Origin of the sequence: Pantoea sp. LS15, from assembly GCF_012241585.1 — a bacterium.
Classification (GTDB): domain Bacteria; phylum Pseudomonadota; class Gammaproteobacteria; order Enterobacterales; family Enterobacteriaceae; genus Enterobacter.
The window spans coordinates 90,516-109,230 of sequence record NZ_JAAVXA010000015.1 but is presented as its reverse complement, the minus strand read 5'-3'; the positions used below and the strand labels follow the sequence as shown (position 1 = coordinate 109,230).

Below are 18,715 nucleotides of genomic sequence, written 5' to 3'. Positions count from 1 at the left end.
GATTGTGTGTGTCAGTACTCGGTGGTATTCGCTAAAGATTTAAAAACCTGGCTGTTTTCCGGGCTGGTAGTGGTACGCCAGTGGATCACGCCAGGGGAGGTAGCCAACTCAAACGGCTCGTCAGCATGCGCGCGATTCAAAATTCGTGCGGCACGCCAGGCCATCAGGCTGAGCTGGGGTTCAGCAATGCCGAGACGGTGCATCCCGGCATTCACGGCAAACAGGCGGTTGCTCTGTGGGCCGTCCCATTCGAGGGTGAAATCGTTGTTAATGCAGAAGGCTTCGTCCGTATCCAGATGGAGGCGGTGAGACAGCGGGGCGAGGAACGCTGGCTGCACGCTGCGGTAACCGGTGGCGAAGATCACCACATCGGTCTCCAGCTGTTCGTGGCCACCGTCGAGATGATGCTGTATTGCCAGGCGCTGTCCGTTTTGCAGCCTCGTAAGCGCAGTCACCGAGCGGGACGGCAAAAGGTGCGCCCAGGGTTTTTCACGCAGCACTTCGAAGCGGTGGTACATGGCGCGATAAATCGCCAGCAGGGACTCGGTGGTGATACCGTCGGAGGTCATCTTCTGCTCGTGCAGCATCTGGCGACGCGCCTCTTCACCAAGCGTGGAGAAGCTGTCCACGTACTCCGGCGTGAAGTACTCGTTGGCAAAAGCAGCCTCATCCAGCGCGTTGTAGTTATTGCGCCGCGATACCCAGTTCAGGCTCAGCGGCTGGCCCCACTCGCCACGGAAAATATTCAAAAACAAGTCGGCACCGCTTTGACCGCCACCGACAACAGTGACGCGCTTGCCCGCGAGATCCGGCGTGCGCAGCATCATCTCGCTGGCGTGGAAGCAGGTATCGTCCTGAGTTGTGACGCAGTCAGGCAGATTGATCTGTTTGCCAATCCCCACGCAGACATGGCGTGCCAGGAAGCGGTCACGTTGAGTTACCACCTCAAACAGGTCGTTTTTCTCATCAAAACTCACCTGCTGTACCTGCTGGCTGAATGACAGGTTGGTGAGGTTTTCCGCCGCCCAGCACAGGTAATCGGCAAATTCCTCGCGAGAAACGGTACGCTGCTCGGTGGTCAGAAAGCGGTAGAATTTTTTACGCTGTACCAGGTAGTTGAGAAAACTATGTCGGTTGGTAGGCTCGACGGCACTGACCAGATCCTTGAGGAAGCTGGTTTGCATATGGCAGTCCGGCACCATCATGCCAGGGTGCCAGGAAAAATGCGGCTTGCGCTCAAGAAACAGTGAACTAAAACCGTCCAGCCCTTCCGCCAGGGCGGCGATGCTGAGGTTAAACGGGCCAATACCAATGCCGATGAAATCATAGGTTTTCATTGTGCTGACTCCCGGGAGGCCAGAAAAAGAGGGTTATCAAGGTCGGTGATATAGTTCGGCAGCATGCGGCTGCCACCGTCGTGTTCGGAGAAGGTCAGTTTGACCGGGTTGAGGATCACGCGAATAATTTGCGGTTTGAACAGGTCGAACTTCGCGAATCGCTCTGCAAGATCCGGGTGAGCCGCCATATACTGGCGCAGCACTCCGGCCAGGATCTGATAGAAACGCGTTTCACTGACGCCGCTTTGCTGGGTGAGACGCGAGATAAAACGCAGCACCGTGACAAAGTTGCCGGTTTGCAGGTCATGGATGATGTAATCCGCGCTCAGGCGTGCCGTGACGGCCTTCACCTGCTCCGGCAGGCTTTGTGCCTGCGGGAAGTCTTCATCTACCAGACGCATGTCGCCCTGGAAATCTTTCAGCAGGATGCGCTGCGGAATAGAGTCTTTCATCACCAGCGTCACGTTCTGGCCGTGGGCGATAAGCGCCACGCCATAGCGGCAGAGCAGGTGGTAGAAAGGGATCACCGTCGCTTCAAACAGTTTTTCCAGCCATGCTTCAGCCGTTAAACCGGAATGGTTGATCCACGCGTCGATCAACGGACGCCCGGCGTTATCGGTTTCCATCATCGCCGCCATCAGCACCGCCTGTTCACCGTCCTGCAGATAACATGACGGGTTTTCGCGCCAGATCACCCCCAGCATCTCCTGGTAACGATAGGGTGCTTTCGGTAACGCGGCGTAACCAGTATGCGACAGATACCCGGCAGCGGGTTCGCCAAGCACCTGCGCGCCTGAGCGGATAAACGTGGCATCGGTGGCGAACTGCTGCTGCAGCCAACGCGAAGCCAGCGGCCCGGCGGCAATGTACTTGCCCGGAATGCCGCGATAGCAGGAGGTGTTGTAGATGGTCAGTGGCAGCTTGATGTCATACGGCGCACGACGGCTAGCGTTGGTCAGCGTGCGCAGGGATTGTTGGGCCAGATACTCATCGCCAAATTCCCCCAGTTCCACCATCTCACCACGCGCGAGCTGCGCCAGGAAATGAATGGCAATTTTTTGTTGCCACTGCCACGGGTGCAGCGGCACGGGTAGCCAGCTATCGTCGAGATCCAGCGTCTGCCAGCGAGCGTCAAACCGCGTGCGCTCGGCATTGTCCATGGTGCTGGCCAGCAGGGTGTTGATATCGCAATCGACATCGCTGCTCCAGACCAGATGCTCACGTTGAACTGCAACCCAGTGCAGGCGAAAACGCCCGCGGTATTCCGGGGCGTACTGGCGCAGCGCATCCAGGCCCCAGCCACGGCGTCCTTTGTTAAAAATAAACTTAGGATGGCCGCTCATCAGACACTGGAGTTCGTCAGGATCGAGATGAATAAGCGCGTCGGCATCCAGCGTTTCACGCGCCTGTAAAAGCTGGATATCGCCTCTCAGCGTGGCATAGAGATCTTCCAGATGCTCCGCCGTTTGCGCGTCGCTCATCTCCAGCACCGTCGCCAGCTGCAGCAGCGCGCTTTCTGCTTCGACGGCTTCGCCGCTGGCGGTGGTCAGGCTGTCCGGGTCGATATGCAGCCAACCCCAGATCCCGCGCGTGGCGCGAAACTGCCAGGACTCGCTGCCCATGGTGATGCGCCAGCCGTCCGACGAAACCGACTCAGCGCGCAGGGTGCGTTCGTATTCCAGCTCGGCGAGGATCTTCGCCACCATCTCGCGGTTCACTTTCTGCCAGAGCACGTTCACAGTTCCACCTCGCTGAAGAAGTGGTGACGCTGGTTCATGATGAGGCGCGAGCGCTTGTGCGGGAAATCGAACTCTTTCACGGTATCAAAACCAGCAGACGCCAGATGGCGGAACAGACGCTGGTTGTCGAAGCGCGGCTCCGCGACAATGCGCGTGGTGCGCGGTTCATCAAGATACAGATAGTGGCTAACACCGCGCAGCCAGCTACGGATGTATTGCGCGCCACGCCAGTTCTCTTCTCCGACCAGCATATGCAGCCCACGGTCAAATGGCTGCCAGCGGTAGTGGCGGCCAATACGGTCTTCTGGTGCCCAGTAGAGTTCAAAATAGCCGAACGGCTGGTCGTCGAAACAACCGATAACCGGGTAGCAATATGTCGAGTCGAGCTGACGACGCAGGTAGTTTTCCTGCTCGGACTGCGGGCCGGCCATCTCCCAGAAAGCGTTGACGCGCGGATTATTCATCCAGCGGGTGAAACGCTCGCCGTCCAGCGCCACATCGGCCACGCGGAAGCTGAGGGTGCGCTTGATTTGTGGGTCATAACGGCGGTATACCTCGCCCTGCGGGTGATGAGGGCGCAGCGGGAAATACAGCTGACGGCTCTCATCAAACTGCATACCACCGCTGGCCAGGGGGCGTTCGCCTTTCAGCCACAGCGGCAACTGCCAGAAGGTTTCGCGTGACAGATAGTCCCCGTGGGCCAGGCTAAAAAGCGCCTGCGCCTGAGGTTCATCCTGCCAGGTCGCCCAGGGCAGGGTAATGCCAGTCAGCGCGGGCGCGGCAACAAACAGCTGATCGAGTGCTTCAACCAGCCAGCCGTCCGGGATATCGCGCAAGCGCTCCAGCACCGCGCTGCCGTCGAGACCCAGCGTCAGCGGCATGGACATGTCCGTTATGGTGCAACGAAAACCGTAACCGGAATGAACGATGTTCGCGTTAGCCATCACACCTTCTCCTTGTAAAACGGGTTGCTAAAATCGAAATAGATCACTGCCGGGTCGGCAATCGTGTTTTCGTTGCGATCGTGCAGATAGCAGAAAAAGTTGCCTTTGCAGTTCCAGGTTGGGCTGTCGAGCACGTAGTCAAGACAGCGGGTCTGCTTCGCCGTCGTGCGCAGGCTGGCCAGCGCATCACGCACGCGAGACATCAGGTTTTCTTCGCTGTCGAAACCGGCGGCGGCGAGAGCTGCGGTGACGGCAAGGGTAGAGTTCAGCAGCAGGTAGTAAGGGAAGTAGCGCAGTAACTGGCTCTCACCGAAGCGGTTTTCCACGTCAGTTTCGCCCGCCTCTTTCAGCCATGCGTCGGCTCCTTCGGTCCAGGCGCTGCCCTGGCAGTCGCGGTAAATAAGCCCGACCGGGAAGTCCTGCTGCATCTCCACGAGAATGTTTTGCTGATGCGCCAGCAGGACCAGACCGTAATCGGCTTCGGCGCTGAACAGCGGAAGGAGAACGCGGTCGCAATAGGCGTCCAGCCAGCAGCGTGCGGCCCGGGCGAGCGGTAAATCCAGACGCTCACTCAGACGGCGTACAGCCGCAGCCAGCAGGCTATCACCGCCGTCCGGGGCGGCCTGCGTCAGGCTCACCAGCACATTGGTTTGCGTATCCGGAGTATCAAACAGCAGATTGACGCGCAGGGCCATCAGGCTCTCTTCCTGAATCACGCCGCTTTCGTCGCGCAGTCCCGCCCAGCCATCTTCCTGCATCACGCGCATGGTCGGGTAACGCACCTGTAGATCTTGCCAGCGTTCGGTTTTAGCCAGACGAGCCAGACGCATACCACGCTTAACTTCTTTCACCGACAGCGTGCGCACGGAGTTGGTCAGGCGCACGCTGAGGGAAAACTTAATCATGTCGCTGTTGGTTTCGCTGTACAGCGAGCGTGAAGAGCTGGTTGGCAGCCACTGCGCGCCCGCTTCACCCAGGTCCTGCAGCGAACCGTTGGTCACCAGTCGCTGGCACCATTCCTGACCGAGCAGGTACTCCGCCTGCCACGGATGCATCGGCAGCAGCCAGCGGGTGTCGGTGAAGTGACCGAGAAGTTCAGGGGCGCTCTGGGCTGCGAAGCGCAGTAAACGTTCGCGCAGGGAAACATTCAGGCTGTCACCAGCAATAAGTGTGCTCTCAACTGCAAACCAGCGCAGCGGGAAGCGAGAAGCGAAATCGGGCAAATAGCGGCGCGCCTCGGTTTCGTTAAACGGCTCGTGCGACTTTGGCGCAGGGTGGAATGCATGGCCAACCAGCAGCGCCTGTTCTGCTTCGGCAAAGGTTAACGGTTTATCGCGCAGGGTTGCCCAGTTGTGGCGCAAATCAATCGCCTGCCAGGTGTGCGCATGACTTTCAAGGGCACGTTGTTTAAAACGCGCCAGCGTATCGGCATCCAGCGAACCTTTTACTGACGGTTTTTCAAGAATTAAATCAACCAGTTGATGAAATGTGACGGCGTCACTACTGTCATTGTCACTCTGGATAAGCATTGCCGGGAAACAGTACTGATGATGCTGGGTCGGGGAGAAATACCGTACCGGAACCCGAAGCGCCTGGGCCGGAGAAAGCGGAATATGAATGTGCGATAACTCATCCGCAGCGGTTGCGGAGTGATAGTGCCAGTCCTTCGTTTCACGCAACAGGGCGTTTAAAAAACACTGGGCCGCAACGTCTGTACCGGCGGAGCGGGGCAGAGTACGCATAGATGAACCTCATTCCATGACTGATAATAATTCTCGTTATGATATTCATTCTGTTTACAGTCGCAACTATTTTTGCAATATTTGTTTTCATAAATTTCATGATTTCCACACACTTATTGACACTATGTTCACATTCTCATGCGCGCTTACTCTGAAACCTTGACGGAAAACGTCACCCCAAAAGCCAACTGGCCCCTGGCGTTATGTGCAGGTTTATTAGGGATTGGGCAAAACGGTTTGCTGGTCATGCTTCCGCAACTGGTCACTCAGACCGGGCTTTCGCTTTCGGTCTGGGCAGGGCTGCTGATGTTTGGATCCATGCTCTTTTTACCCGCATCGCCCTGGTGGGGACGCCAGAGCGAGCGACATGGCTGTAAGGTCGTGATGCTGGCCTCGCTGAGTGGCTATCTGGTCAGTTTCGGAGTGATGGCGCTGGTGGTTTGGGCGATGGCGGCCGGAATGTTGGATTATTTCTGGGGCCTGACCGGGTTGGTTCTCTCGCGCACGCTGTATGGTCTGACGGTCTCAGGTCTGGTTCCCGCTGCCCAGACATGGGCTATCCAGCGCGCGGGGCTGGAGAAAAGAATGGCCGCGCTGGCGACGATAAGCTCCGGTCTGAGTTGCGGTCGTTTGCTCGGGCCACCGCTGGCGGCGCTGATGCTCAGCGTCAATCCGGTAGCACCGCTCTGGCTTATGGCGATTGCGCCTTTCATCGCTTTTCTGCTGGTGCTTCGCGAAGTGGCGGACCCACCGTTACCGCCAGTGGCGCATCAGTCGACCCGTTTGCGGGCTTCAATGCTGCCGTTCCTGCTGCTGGCACTGCTGCTGGCAGCCCTGGTGAGCCTGATGCAACTTGGCCTGTCACCGCATCTTAGTCCGTTACTGGAGGGTAACGCCCGGGACATTAGCCATCATGTTGCTCTTCTGTTAAGCCTTGCTGCTCTGGCAACACTTGCCGCGCAGTTTCTGGTGGTCCGCCCGCAATATTTCAGCCCGGTAACATTGCTCTGCGTGGCAGCGGTATTGATGGTAGTGGGTCTTGGGTTGATGTCTTTCGCCGGTCTGGCGCTTTTCTATGTGGGGATTGTTATTACGTCACTCGGGGCCGCTATGGCAACACCAGGATATCAGCTACTGCTGAACGATCGGCTGACTACGGGGAAAGGGGCGGGGGTGATCGCCACCAGCCACACATTAGGCTACGGCGTTAGCGCGCTGCTGGTACCTGTCGTGACACGCTTCTACGGTGAGCAGTTTTTAACGATGGCTGCATGGGGCATGGCATTACTGTTTTTAGTGCTCAGCGTAGGGGTTCGGTCAACTGAGCGTCCCCTTGCTGAAAAAAATTAATGGACCTGGCGGGGAGAATGACCGCCAGAATCCTCATTCTGCCGTAAACGTTGTAGGGGATCTTGCTGGTAAAACTGGCAAAAACGCTGCCACAGCGCCGGGAAACGGGGGGCGAAGAGCTCTGGTGCGCTGAAAAAGTATTCAGAGAGTACCGCAAAGCACTCTGCGGGATCGGTCGCCGCGTAGGCATCAATGCTGGCTGCGCTTTCGCCCACCAGGTCGATTTCATCCTGGATGTTATCCATCGCGGCATGCAGGTCGTGCTCCCATCCCGCAACCTCACGAAGTGGGATCAGCGGTACACCACTGGCGCGATCGCCATTGCGGGTATCCAGCTTATGCGCCACCTCGTGAACGATCAGATTAAAGCCTGATGCATCGAATGAATCCTGAATATCGAGCCAGTTCAGGATAATTGGCCCTTGCTGCCAGCTTTGACCGGACTGAACCACCCGCTGGTTGTGCACCAGACCGATATCGTCCTGCCACTCATCGTCAACGACAAACGGCGCGGGATAGATAAGCACTTCGTGGAAACCGTCCAGCCACTCGATACCCAGTTCGAGCACCGGCAGGCAGAACAGCAGGGCGATACGTGCACTTTTATGGGCATCCAGCTCAAACCCCTGCAGCGGGACCAGCCGCTTTTGCTGCAAAAAGCGATCCGCCAGTTGAATCAGCTTTGACTGTTCATCCGGCTGGAGGTTGGCCAGCACGGGGATCGCCAGCGCGTCATCCCACGGCAGCGCCATATGTTGACCAGCGTCATTTGATTTCCAGGGCCACTTAATCATCGCTTTGCTCGCAAACTCGTCACGTGAACAAAATTGAAAGGTCAGGTTAGGTTAACATGCCAAAGAACCCGGCATGAAGGCAACTACAAAACGTAGAGATGTCGGAATGGCAGGAGAGACCAGCCTCTCCGCCATTATTCAATCACTTATCTCGTTTCCTTTCAGTGACAAAACTCCCATTGAGAAAATCAGGCGAGAAAAGTCAGTTGCCCGGCGATTATTTATTGTTATCAAAAGTGAAAACATTCTGTTCTCCATTGACATAAGTCACCTGCAGCCAGGTGTTATGCGCATCATTTGCCGGCTGGAGATCGCTGATTTGAGACCGGCCGCCAAGCGATATCTTTTTTACATACGGTTCGGCAAGGTTTTTGTTTATTGCAATCCACGAACCGGCGCGACAGGCTTCAGCGGAGTTATCACACAGGAAGACATAGTAGGAACTCTCATACATCATGCTGTACTGGCTGAGTTTTTCTCCACCTTTGATGAAGACCTTTTTGCCACTGTTCCCACAATTTTCGCAGAGCATACGATCATCCGGCGTTCCGGAAAGCGTCACTTTATAAGGAAGCGGCGTACGTTGCGGGGTGAAAAGATGACTACTTTTTGCCACTGGTGTGTGCTCAGACGTGCTACAGGCTGATAGCAGGAGGGTTAGCATAAGAACCGGGAAAACAGCCAGGTATGATGTTTTGTTCGGGGTCACTTGCTGCTCCTGTTATAAAAATAAATTCATTATCATTCCATCAATACGCTTATAGCGTAGAGCGTTAGCTGATATTTATCGACGTTTAATATTCCCAAACGCGTCGTTCAGCGGCACCTTTCCCTGCGTTGATCTCTGCTATTATGAATGTCCGAGTTTCCAGAAAGCGCTAGGGATTGCCAGAAAATATGCCCGTCAATTTCGACCTCAACGATCTTTATGCCTTCAGAGCTCTGGTGGAGTACGGTAACTTCCGTATCGCCGCGGAGTCTATCTGCATCTCTCAGTCCGCCTTAAGCCGCCGCATTGAAAAGCTGGAGACGGCCGTCGGGGCGAAACTGTTCGACAGAACTACCCGGCGCGTAACATTGACGCTCTTCGGGCAAACCTTTGCCGACCGCTGTGGGCTGCTTCTGGAAAACGTGGAGTCTATGCTGGCGGATATCGACAAGGTGAGCGAGGAGCGCACCGGGCTTATCACCGTCGCCACGGTACCTTCGGCGGCCTGCCATTTTATGCCGGAGGTGATCCGCCAGTTCCACAGTCGCTACCCACGCGTGCGCATTAAACTCATCGACAGCAGCGCGGGTAATGTCATTGACGCGGTGGCCAGCGGCCAGGCAGATTTTGGCATCTGTTTTGCGAGAAGCCTTCAGCCGGATATCACCTTTATTCCGCTGGTGGAGGATGTGTATGTCGCCGCGTGTCGTCGTGATCATCCACTGGCGGGTCGCAAGAGTCTGACCTGGCAGGCGTTTTATCAGCAGGATTACATCAGCCTGGATATTACGTCGGGGAACCGGAATCTGCTCGATCAAATGCTTGGCCATATTAAGCCGGAACGACCCGGCATTTGCGAGACGCGCCACGTCACCACGATGTTGGGAATGGTTGAGGCGGGGATAGGCATTGCTGCCGTCCCCGCCATGTCGATGCCATACTCTGAACATTCCTTTCTGACGCATATCCCGCTGATCGAGCCCGAAGTCAAACGTACTGTCGGGCTGATCCGCCGCAGCGGGCGTATTCAGTCGTGGATTGCCGCTGAGCTCGAAACGCTCATTACCGCACGTTACCGTGCGGCGTAGTGACAGGGATCATCCCGGTGGCGGTGATGGTCTCCTGCGCGTTTGCTGAAGAGAGGTAATCCAGCAGGGCTTTACCCTCGGAAGGATGTTCCGCGTGAGCGGTGACGGCCCCGGCAAAACGGGTGATGTATTGCAGGTTATCCGGCAGCTTGCCGACAAAAGTCACGCCGGGCACAGGTAACAGTTCGCTGACTTGCTGGAACCCGATGCTGTATTTCCCTTTCGCCACTTCAGAGGCGACCGGGATCCGCTCCACCTTGTGCGCTTTTCCCTCTACCTGCGCTTCAATCCCCAGCTTTTTGAACAACTCGGTTTGCACATACCGGCCGCTGGCGCTGTCGGAGTAGGCGATGGCGCTGGCCTTAAGCAAGGTCTGTTTTAGTGCGCTATCCGTGGTGATATCCGGCACCGGTGAGCCGGTTTTAACCACCACGCCGATAGGCGAATCCGCCAGCTCAACGCGCGAATCCTCTTTGACCATCCGGTCCTTCGTCAGATGCGTCAGCGCATCCCCGACCATAATCACCACGTCCGCTTTTTCACCGCGAGCCAATCGGTTGGGGATCGCCTGCGGCGTCTGTCCCATTGACGGCCCCGGGATCAGCACAATGTGGTTACCCGTCCGGGCTTCATATTGGGGGGCAAGTTTTTCCAGCGCGGCTTTGAAACCGCCTGAGATCATAACCGTTACTTCCTGGGCCAGCGCGCCTGCGCTGGTCGCCATCAATATCAGTCCGGTTAGTCCTGAACGTACAAATGTGTGCATATCATCCTCTCTGAACTTGCAGGCTCATCGCGCTGCGACGATAAAGATAAAGTGTTGCCAGCAACGCACAGACCGCCGCGAAGCTCATCCAGTAGCCCGGGGAGGCTTTATCACCGGTGTACTCAATCAGGGCCGTTGAAATGACTGGCGTAAACCCGCCGAAGATCGCGGTGGCAAGGCTATACGCCAGTGAGAAACCGGCAACACGCACTTCAACTGGCATGATCTCCGTCAGGGCCGGGATCATCGCACCGTTATAGAGGCCATAGAGGAAAGAGAGCCACAGCAGTACGCTCAGCATCATGGAGAAGCTGGGGGCGTTAGCCAGCAGCGTCAGGGCCGGATAGCTGGTCGCCAGCGCCAGCAGCGTCATGGCAATCAACACCGGTTTACGACCGAAGCGGTCCGACAGGGCTCCGCCCACCGGCAGCCAGATAAAGTTGGAAATCGCCACCAGCAGCGTCACCAGCAGGCTGTCTGAGGCGCTGAGCATTAACACTTTTTTACCAAAGGTAGGCGCATAGACGGTGATCAGGTAGAACGCGGTAGTGGTCATGGCCACCATCAGCATGCCCGCGACCACAACCGGCCAGTTCGCCAGCAGAGTGGTAAAGACCTGACGCATCGCCAGCGTATGACGGCGCGTGCGGAACTCTTCAGTCTCTTCCAGCTTACGGCGCAGGAAGAAGATAAACGGCACAATCAGACAGCCGAACAGGAACGGGATCCGCCAGCCCCATTCACGAATGGCGCTCTCTTCCAGCATCGCGTTCAGTGCAAAACCCATTGCAGCGGCGACCATAATCGCCACCTGCTGACTACTGGATTGCCAGCTGGTAAAGAAACCCTTGCGGCCTGGCGTGGCAATTTCAGCCAGATAGACCGACACTCCGCCAAGCTCCGCCCCGGCGGAAAAGCCCTGCAGCAGGCGTCCAGCCAGCACCAGCAGCGGTGCCCACAGGCCGATACTCTCATAAGAGGGGATCAGCACAATCAGGAAGGTTCCGGCCGCCATAATCGACAGGGTAGTGATCAACCCTTTGCGACGACCGACCTTGTCGATGTAAGCCCCTAGGACAATCGCACCGATGGGACGCATTAAGAAGCCTGCGCCGAAGACGGCGAAGGTCATCATCAGGGAAGCAAATTCACTGCTCGCCGGGAAGAAAGTATGCGCGATGTAGGTGGCATAGAACCCGAACAGGAAGAAGTCGAATTGCTCAAGGAAATTGCCCGAGGTGACGCGAAGTATCGCGCCCGCTCTTGCACGAACGGTTGCAGGTGGGGGTGAGGAAATCATGGTCGTCTCCAGTTTATTATTGACGTGTTGTCCGTCTGTTTCTGAAAACTGGATCAGTGAGGGGAATTTTATAAGCGCAATAAACACATCATCTGATGCGTTTGCCGCATCAATTGGGTGTGATGCAGTGAGTGCCATTTAATTAACAATGACTTAACATTGCGTTGATGATTTATTCACCTGGCGGTGTCAGGGCAGTCTGTTTTCTGTTTTGTGAACAGACGCAACCCTAAAAAAAGCCCGGCGGCGTGGAGCCTGCCGGGCTGATAATACTCAGCGCTGTGAACACCCTTTGCACTGTTTGTTCTGGATCTGCTGGAAGAAGTCGTTGCCTTTGTCATCCACCAGGATAAACGCCGGGAAGTTCTCCACTTCAATCTTCCAGATGGCTTCCATACCCAGTTCAGGATATGCCACGCATTCCAGACTCTTAATGCTGTTTTGTGCCAGTACCGCCGCTGGGCCACCAATGCTGCCCAGATAGAAGCCGCCGTGTTTATGGCAGGCATCCGTTACCTGCTGGCTGCGGTTGCCTTTTGCCAGCATGATCATGCTGGCGCCGTGGGATTGCAGTAAGTCCACATATGAGTCCATACGTCCCGCGGTGGTCGGGCCGAGTGAACCCGATGCGTAGCCTTCCGGCGTTTTAGCAGGGCCCGCATAGTAGATCGGATGATCTTTGACGTACTGCGGCAGTTCTTCGCCGTTGTCGAGCAACTCTTTCAGCTTCGCGTGGGCGATATCGCGCGCGACGATGATAGTGCCGTTCAGCGACAGACGGGTAGAGACCGGGTGCGCGGAGAGCTGCGCCAGGATCTCATTCATCGGCTTGTTGAGGTTGATGCTGACCACGTCGCCTTCGCCCTGCTGGCGCAGAGATTCAGGAATGTACTGGCCCGGGTTGTGTTCCAGTTTTTCAATCCAGATCCCGTCGCGGTTGATTTTTGCTTTGATATTACGGTCAGCAGAGCAGGAAACACCCATGCCGATTGGGCAGGACGCGCCGTGGCGTGGAAGGCGGATCACGCGGATATCGTGGGCGAAGTATTTACCGCCAAACTGTGCGCCGAGACCCAGGTTCTGCGCTTCCTGGAGCAGTTCCTGTTCGAGCTGAACATCACGGAACGCCTGGCCGTGTTCGTTACCTTCCGTTGGCAGCGCGTCGTAATAGCGGGTGGACGCCAGTTTCACGGTTTTCAGGGTGCTTTCAGCAGAGGTACCGCCAATCACAAACGCGATATGGTAAGGCGGGCAGGCCGCAGTACCCAGGGTACGCATCTTCTCAACCAGATAATTTTTCAGTTTCGCCGGGGTAATCAGCGCTTTGGTTTCCTGGTAGAGATAGGTTTTGTTGGCTGAACCGCCACCTTTTGCCATGCACAGGAATTTGTATTCGTCCCCGTCCACGCTGTAGAGGTCAATCTGCGCAGGCAGGTTGGTGCCGGTATTCACCTCTTTATACATGTCCAGCGGGGCATTCTGGGAATAGCGCAGGTTGTCTTCGATGTAGGTGTTATACACCCCCTGGCTCAGGGCTGCTTCGTCGCCGCCGCCGGTCCAGACGCGCTGGCCTTTTTTACCCATGATGATCGCCGTGCCGGTGTCCTGGCAGGTTGGCAACACCCCTTTGGCGGCAATTTCGGAGTTGCGCAGGAACTGCAGGGCAACGTATTTGTCGTTCTGGCTGGCTTCCGGATCGTTAAGAATGGCGGCAACCTGCTTCTGATGAGAAGGACGCAGCATAAATGCAGCATCGTGGAAAGCCTGCTGTGCCAGTAGTGTCAGCGCCTCTGGCTCGACTTTCAGGATCTCCTGACCTTCGAACTCGGCAACGGAGACGTGCTCTTTGGTCAGCAGATAGTATTCGGTGTCGTCATGCGCGAGAGGGAAGGGGTTCTGGTAGATAAACGGTTTGTTTGACATAGCGTATTGCTCCACAAAAATAAAACCGCCGGAGGATGAGCCCGGCGGTCAGGAATCAGAACATCATGGACATCCACGGATAACCAATCAGCAGCAGGGCCGCCAGGAAGATGGCACCGAAGATGGTGCCGAGGCGCCAGTAGTCTTTGGTTGGCAGGTAGCCACTACCGTAGTAAATCGGGCTTGGGCCGGTACCGTAAGGGGTGATGATCCCCATCACACCCAGCGAGGTCACCATCAGCAGAACAAATACTTCCATATTCATGCCCGGAATGGTGGAGGCGATGGTCAGCATCGCTGGCAGCAGCGCGGTGGTGTGCGCGGTGGTGCTGGCAAACAGGTAGTGCAGCAGGTAGAACGCCAGCAGCAGAACGATGGTCGCAACACCCGGTGAGATACCGCTCATTAACAGACCACCTTCTTTACCCAGCCAGCTGATAAAGCCGGTAGAGGAGAGGCCATCTGCCAGCGCAACCAGGGTGGCGAACCAGACGAAGGTGTTCCACGCGGCTTTGTTGCCGGTGATATCGTTCCACTCCAGCACGCCGGTCCACAGCATCAGACCTACGATCAGAAGGGCAGCCATGGCAGGTTCAATCCATGCGGCAGCGAAGATCCACATCAGCAGCGCACAGCACACGAATACCAGCAGCAGGATTTCGTTGCGGGACAGTTTGCCCAGTTTTTCCAGCTCGCGGGTCGCCCACAGCGGCACTTCATTATTCACTTTGACTTCTGGCGGGTAGAACCAGTAGGCCAGCAGCGGCATGGTCAGGATCAACAGGATGCCCAGCGGCAGGAAGGCGAGGAACCAGGTACCCCAGGAGATATCAATCCCAACCGTACTTTTCACCAGCGCCAGCGCCAGCAGGTTCGGTGCAAGTGCGGAGAGGAACATTGAGCTGGTGATACAGGCTGCAGTGATCGCCACCCACATCAGGTACGAACCAATTTTACGCGCGCTTGGATCGTTTGGTTTTGAACCATACAGCGGCGGCAGGTTAGCAATAATCGGGTAGATGGTCCCGCCGCTACGCGCAGTGTTGGACGGTGTGAACGGTGCCAGCAGCAAATCTGCGAAGGTAATGGCGTAGCCGAGCGTCAGGCTGCGACGGCCCAGATACTTCACCAGAATCAGCGCCAGACGGCGTCCGAAGCGGGTTTTGTCGTAACCTGCGGCGAACATAAAGGCACCAAAAATCAGCCAGACGGTAGAGTTACCAAAACCGCTCACGGCCCATTTAAAGGAGGCGCCGGCCAGCTTGAATTTTGGGTCAGCCAGTTGTTCTGGGCTGAACAGCACCCACTGGCTACAGAGCGCAATGGCCACCACGCCCGTCAGGCCAATCACCGCACCCGGCAGTGGTTCGAAGATCAAACCAACGATCACACCGACAAAGATGGCGAAGTAGTGCCATGCATAAGGCGGCAACCCGTCTGGAACAGGAACAAACAGCAACAGCACGGCAACAACAATCGGCAACGCCATCATAAGCAGACGTTTTGCCTTTCCGTTGGATGCCTGGTTCGCCGCAGGAGGCGTTACAGCAGTTTTTGTATTCATAGTTTCACGTCTTAAGTTGTCAAAAATTCGGTCGTACTGAAAAACAAAATGGCTTTCTTAAGTTTCTTTGCTTTTTTTAGTTATTAAAGGTGCACTTTTGTATTTTCAGTAATAGCGATTTAACGCATTTTTGATTGCGCTAAATTAAAAAATGATGATGTTTTTATATTGCACTTTTGGATGCCATGACTATTGATCGCGATCAAAAAAACAGAATGGCAGCGTTATTTTTATTCTTTTATTAATAACCACTCAGGCGTATGTGGGTATTACGTGTTTTATGAATTAAATTTATCATTTTTGTAACAACAGAGAAGTCTTTTGTTTTTTAAGGTGTTGATTTTTATATGCTTTGCTGTCTTGCTGTAAAGTGAGTTATTCATTTCTTTTTTAACGAATTTTAAATTATTGTGAATTTATAAATTACATTCACTAACACCAATGTGTTATTTGTGTTATTGAGGGGATTAAATAGTTTTTTAACTAACGTAATAACTTTAGAAACTAAAAAAATCATTATATTAATATCATGACATCGGCAAAGAACGACGAAATAAAAAATCAATCCGATAACGAATTCTTAATTTTTAAAAGTTTGGAGTTTTCTATTATGAGCACTAACGAACGCATTCTGAGTCCCTTCACATTACCGAATGGCACCGAACTGAAAAACCGTTTGTTAATGGCCCCAATGACAACCTGTACCGGCTACTATGACGGTACGGTGACCAGCGAGCTGGTGGAGTACTATCGGGCTCGTTCCGGCAGCATTGGTACCATTATTGTTGAGTGTTGCTTTGTCGACGATCTCGGCCTTGCCTTCCCGGGTGCGATCGGTATTGATAATGACGAGAAAATCGCCGGGCTGGCGAAAATCGCTGAGGCAATTAAATCTAAGGGTTCTAAAGCCCTGCTGCAGATTTACCACGGCGGCCGTATGGTTGACCCAAAACTGATCGGTGGCCGTACGCCGGTTGGGCCAAGCGCTGTTGCCGCTCCACGTGATGGTGCCGCGACGCCGGTTGCGCTGACCACCGCCGAAGTCGAAGGCATGATCGGTAAGTTTGGCGAAGCCGTACGCCGCGCAATTCAGGCCGGTTTTGACGGTGTCGAAATCCACGGGGCCAATACCTATCTGATCCAGCAGTTCTACTCCCCGAACTCAAACCAGCGCACGGACGAATGGGGCGGCAGCCGTGATAACCGCGCGAAATTCCCGCTGGCGGTGCTGGAAATTACCCACAAAATGGTGCGCCAGTACGCGGATGACGCGTTTATTATTGGCTATCGCTTCTCCCCTGAAGAGCTGGAAGTACCGGGCATCCGTTTTGAAGACACCATGTACCTGCTGGAGAAACTGGCTGCTCGTGGTGTGGATTATCTGCACTTCTCTGTGGGTGCCACTCTGCGTCCTTCTATTGTTGACACCCAGGACCCGACTCCGCTTATCGAAAAATACTGCACCCTGCGCTCTGAGACGCTGGCGCAAATTCCCGTCATGGGTGTGGGCGGCGTGGTGAATGCCGCGGACGTCAATGAAGCGCTGGACCACGGTTACGACCTGATTGCCGTGGGGCGCGCGACTATCGCTTACCCGGACTGGACTGACCGCATCGCGGCTGGTGAAAGCCTTGAACTGTTTATGGATAGCACCAAACGTGAAGAGCTGAACATCCCTGAACCGCTGTGGCGCTTCTCACTGGTGGAAGCGATGATCCGCGACATGAGCATGGGTGAATCCAAATTCAAACCTGGCACCTTTGTTGAGAAAGTGCAGGACGATGCTAACGAACTGGTGATTAACGTCAGCCTGGAGACTGACCGCATTGCTGATATCGAACTCGCATCGGGCCCGAGCGAAGATGTTGAGTTTGTCACCAGCTTTGAAGAGATCCGTACCCGCATTCTGGATGCCAACACCCCGCACGTGGATGCCATCACTGGCGCAACCAGCCAGAGTGAAGCGGTGAAAAAAGCGGTCTCGAAAGCAATGCTGAAATCCAGCAAAGCGCTGGCAGCAGAAGAGGGCGTTGACCCGAATGAAACCCGCAGCGTGGACGTGGTGGTGGTCGGTAGCGGTGGTGCCGGTCTGGCCGCAGCCATTCAGGCACACGACGAAGGCGCAAGCGTGCTGATTGTTGAGAAGATGCCAACCATCGGCGGTAATACTATCAAAGCGTCTGCCGGGATGAACGCCGCAGAGACGCGCTTCCAGCGGGTGAAAGGGATTCAGGACAGCAAAGAGCTGTTCTATCAGGAAAGCCTGAAAGGCGGCGGTAACAAGAACAACCCGGAACTGCTGCGTCGCTTTGTTGAGAACGCGCCGCAAGCGATTGAGTGGCTGGCAACACGCGGTATTATGCTAAACGACATCACCACCACTGGTGGGATGAGTATCGACCGTACTCACCGTCCAAAAGACGGCTCTGCGGTGGGCGGTTACCTGATTAGCGGTCTGGTGCGTAACGTCAACAAACGCAACATCGACGTCATGCTGGACACCTCCGTCAGCGATATTATCTTCGAAAACGGTGAAGTAACCGGCGTGCGCCTGACCACCGAAGAGAATGAAACTATTACCGTCGCAACCAAAAGTGTCATTGTTGCCACCGGTGGTTTCAGTGCCAACAGCCAGATGGTGGTGAAATACCGTCCGGACCTGGAGGGTTTCGTTACCACCAACCACAAAGGGGCGACCGGTGGCGGTATCGCGCTGCTGGAACGTATTGGTGCAGGCACCGTTGATATGGGTGAAATCCAGATCCACCCAACCGTTGAGCAGAAAACATCGTATCTGATTTCCGAATCTATCCGCGGCGGCGGGGCGATTCTGGTGAACCAGCAGGGGAATCGCTTCTTCAATGAGATGTCGACCCGCGATAAAGTTTCCGCGTCAATCATCGCGCTGCCAGAGAAATACGCATACATCGTCTTTGATGAACATGTGCGTGCCAAAAACAAAGCCGCAGATGAGTATATCGCCAAAGGATTTGTGACCAGCGCCAGCTCACCAAAAGCCCTGGCTGAGGCCCTGGGGATGGATTACCACCAGTTCCTGGCAACCCTTGAGCGCTACAACGGTTTTGTTGAAAAACAGCACGACGATGATTTCGGCCGTACCACTGCGTTGCGTGCGCCAATCAACGAAGGGCCGTTCTACGCCATTCAGATTGCACCAGGCGTGCACCACACCATGGGCGGCGTGACCATCAACACCGAAACCTGCGTACTGGACAGCAACCACAACGTACTGCCTGGGGCGTTTGCTGCCGGTGAAGTGGTCGGTGGGATCCACGGCGGTAACCGTATCGGTGGTAACGCAGTGGCAGATATCATTATTTTTGGTACTCTGGCCGGACACCAGGCGGCTATGCGTTCGAAAATGAGGTAAGGCACCTGTTTCTCAGGCCGGATGAGCGCAGCGCCATCCGGCATATTCCCCGGCGGCGCTGTGCTTGC

At 55.4% G+C, this 18,715-nt stretch carries 13 protein-coding genes; 3 read left to right on the top strand and 10 right to left on the bottom strand.

Annotation, left to right across the window (positions count from 1 at the left end; translation table 11 throughout):
* Positions 1–11 precede the first annotated feature (11 nt).
* Genes HED65_RS19040 through HED65_RS19025 form a run of 4 tightly spaced genes read right to left on the bottom strand, consistent with a single transcriptional unit; the run spans position 12 to position 5,762 of the window.
* Complete coding sequence (locus HED65_RS19040; protein WP_114979739.1) at positions 12–1,337, bottom strand: lysine N(6)-hydroxylase/L-ornithine N(5)-oxygenase family protein; 1,326 nt, start codon at positions 1,335–1,337, stop codon at positions 12–14.
* Entirely contained in the window at positions 1,334–3,076 is a 1,743-nt protein-coding gene (iucC, locus tag HED65_RS19035; RefSeq protein ID WP_114979738.1) for an IucA/IucC family protein, read from the bottom strand. Before iucC ends, HED65_RS19040 begins: the two co-directional genes overlap by 4 nt.
* Positions 3,073–4,020, bottom strand: coding sequence for a GNAT family N-acetyltransferase (locus tag HED65_RS19030; RefSeq protein WP_114979737.1), 948 nt, complete (start codon positions 4,018–4,020; stop codon positions 3,073–3,075). Before HED65_RS19030 ends, iucC begins: the two co-directional genes overlap by 4 nt.
* The gene (locus HED65_RS19025; RefSeq protein WP_114979736.1) at positions 4,020–5,762 is read right to left on the bottom strand and encodes an IucA/IucC family protein; all 1,743 of its coding nucleotides are present in this window, start codon (positions 5,760–5,762) and stop codon (positions 4,020–4,022) included. The genes HED65_RS19030 and HED65_RS19025 overlap by 1 nt, the downstream gene beginning before the upstream one ends.
* Positions 5,763–5,900: 138 nt before the next feature.
* Here HED65_RS19025 and HED65_RS19020 point away from each other — a divergent pair, with 138 nt between their 5' ends.
* Complete coding sequence (locus HED65_RS19020; RefSeq protein ID WP_114979735.1) at positions 5,901–7,112, top strand: MFS transporter; 1,212 nt, start codon at positions 5,901–5,903, stop codon at positions 7,110–7,112.
* Here the strand turns inward: HED65_RS19020 and mtfA are convergent.
* Positions 7,109–7,906, bottom strand: a complete 798-nt coding sequence (gene mtfA, locus HED65_RS19015) for a DgsA anti-repressor MtfA (RefSeq protein WP_114979734.1) — start codon at positions 7,904–7,906, stop codon at positions 7,109–7,111. The genes HED65_RS19020 and mtfA overlap by 4 nt on opposite strands.
* A gap of 217 nt (positions 7,907–8,123) precedes the next feature.
* Positions 8,124–8,615 carry a hypothetical protein gene (locus HED65_RS19010; protein WP_114979733.1) on the bottom strand — a complete coding sequence of 164 codons (492 nt, stop codon included), beginning with the start codon at positions 8,613–8,615 and terminating at the stop codon, positions 8,124–8,126.
* A gap of 188 nt (positions 8,616–8,803) precedes the next feature.
* Here HED65_RS19010 and psrA point away from each other — a divergent pair, with 188 nt between their 5' ends.
* Positions 8,804–9,703: an L-proline-binding transcription factor PsrA gene (gene psrA / locus HED65_RS19005; protein WP_114979732.1), complete on the top strand. Its 900-nt coding sequence runs from the start codon at positions 8,804–8,806 to the stop codon at positions 9,701–9,703.
* On the opposite strand, the gene HED65_RS19000 is transcribed toward psrA, so the two are convergent.
* The 4 genes from HED65_RS19000 to HED65_RS18985 all read right to left on the bottom strand — a co-directional run bounded on the left by HED65_RS19000 (position 9,678) and on the right by HED65_RS18985 (position 15,256).
* Positions 9,678–10,469, bottom strand: a complete 792-nt coding sequence (locus HED65_RS19000; protein ID WP_114979731.1) for a substrate-binding domain-containing protein — start codon at positions 10,467–10,469, stop codon at positions 9,678–9,680. The genes psrA and HED65_RS19000 overlap by 26 nt on opposite strands.
* A 1-nt stretch (position 10,470) precedes the next feature.
* Positions 10,471–11,769 (bottom strand): MFS transporter, encoded by a 1,299-nt coding sequence (locus HED65_RS18995; RefSeq protein WP_114979752.1) that lies wholly within the window; start codon positions 11,767–11,769, stop codon positions 10,471–10,473.
* Between the two features lie 273 nt (positions 11,770–12,042).
* Positions 12,043–13,692 carry a class I fumarate hydratase FumA gene (gene fumA / locus HED65_RS18990; RefSeq protein WP_114979730.1) on the bottom strand — a complete coding sequence of 550 codons (1,650 nt, stop codon included), beginning with the start codon at positions 13,690–13,692 and terminating at the stop codon, positions 12,043–12,045.
* Between the two features lie 55 nt (positions 13,693–13,747).
* Positions 13,748–15,256 carry an anion permease gene (locus HED65_RS18985; protein WP_114979729.1) on the bottom strand — a complete coding sequence of 503 codons (1,509 nt, stop codon included), beginning with the start codon at positions 15,254–15,256 and terminating at the stop codon, positions 13,748–13,750.
* A 610-nt stretch (positions 15,257–15,866) separates the two neighbouring features.
* On the opposite strand from HED65_RS18985, the gene HED65_RS18980 reads away from it, so the two are divergent.
* Complete coding sequence (locus HED65_RS18980; RefSeq protein ID WP_114979728.1) at positions 15,867–18,647, top strand: flavocytochrome c; 2,781 nt, start codon at positions 15,867–15,869, stop codon at positions 18,645–18,647.
* The last annotated feature ends 68 nt before the right edge of the window (positions 18,648–18,715 follow it).

Bases quoted from the DNA above. Each gene is read 5' to 3' on its own strand.
- mtfA (WP_114979734.1), bottom strand. From the start codon at position 7,906: ATGATTAAGTGGCCCTGGAAATCAAATGACGCTGGTCAACATATGGCG.
- HED65_RS19020 (WP_114979735.1), top strand. From the start codon at position 5,901: ATGCGCGCTTACTCTGAAACCTTGACGGAAAACGTCACCCCAAAAGCC.
- HED65_RS19040 (WP_114979739.1), bottom strand. From the start codon at position 1,337: ATGAAAACCTATGATTTCATCGGCATTGGTATTGGCCCGTTTAACCTC.
- HED65_RS19025 (WP_114979736.1), bottom strand. From the start codon at position 5,762: ATGCGTACTCTGCCCCGCTCCGCCGGTACAGACGTTGCGGCCCAGTGT.
- HED65_RS18985 (WP_114979729.1), bottom strand. From the start codon at position 15,256: ATGAATACAAAAACTGCTGTAACGCCTCCTGCGGCGAACCAGGCATCC.
- HED65_RS18995 (WP_114979752.1), bottom strand. From the start codon at position 11,769: ATGATTTCCTCACCCCCACCTGCAACCGTTCGTGCAAGAGCGGGCGCG.
- psrA (WP_114979732.1), top strand. From the start codon at position 8,804: ATGCCCGTCAATTTCGACCTCAACGATCTTTATGCCTTCAGAGCTCTG.
- HED65_RS19000 (WP_114979731.1), bottom strand. From the start codon at position 10,469: ATGCACACATTTGTACGTTCAGGACTAACCGGACTGATATTGATGGCG.
- HED65_RS19030 (WP_114979737.1), bottom strand. From the start codon at position 4,020: ATGGCTAACGCGAACATCGTTCATTCCGGTTACGGTTTTCGTTGCACC.
- HED65_RS18980 (WP_114979728.1), top strand. From the start codon at position 15,867: ATGAGCACTAACGAACGCATTCTGAGTCCCTTCACATTACCGAATGGC.
- fumA (WP_114979730.1), bottom strand. From the start codon at position 13,692: ATGTCAAACAAACCGTTTATCTACCAGAACCCCTTCCCTCTCGCGCAT.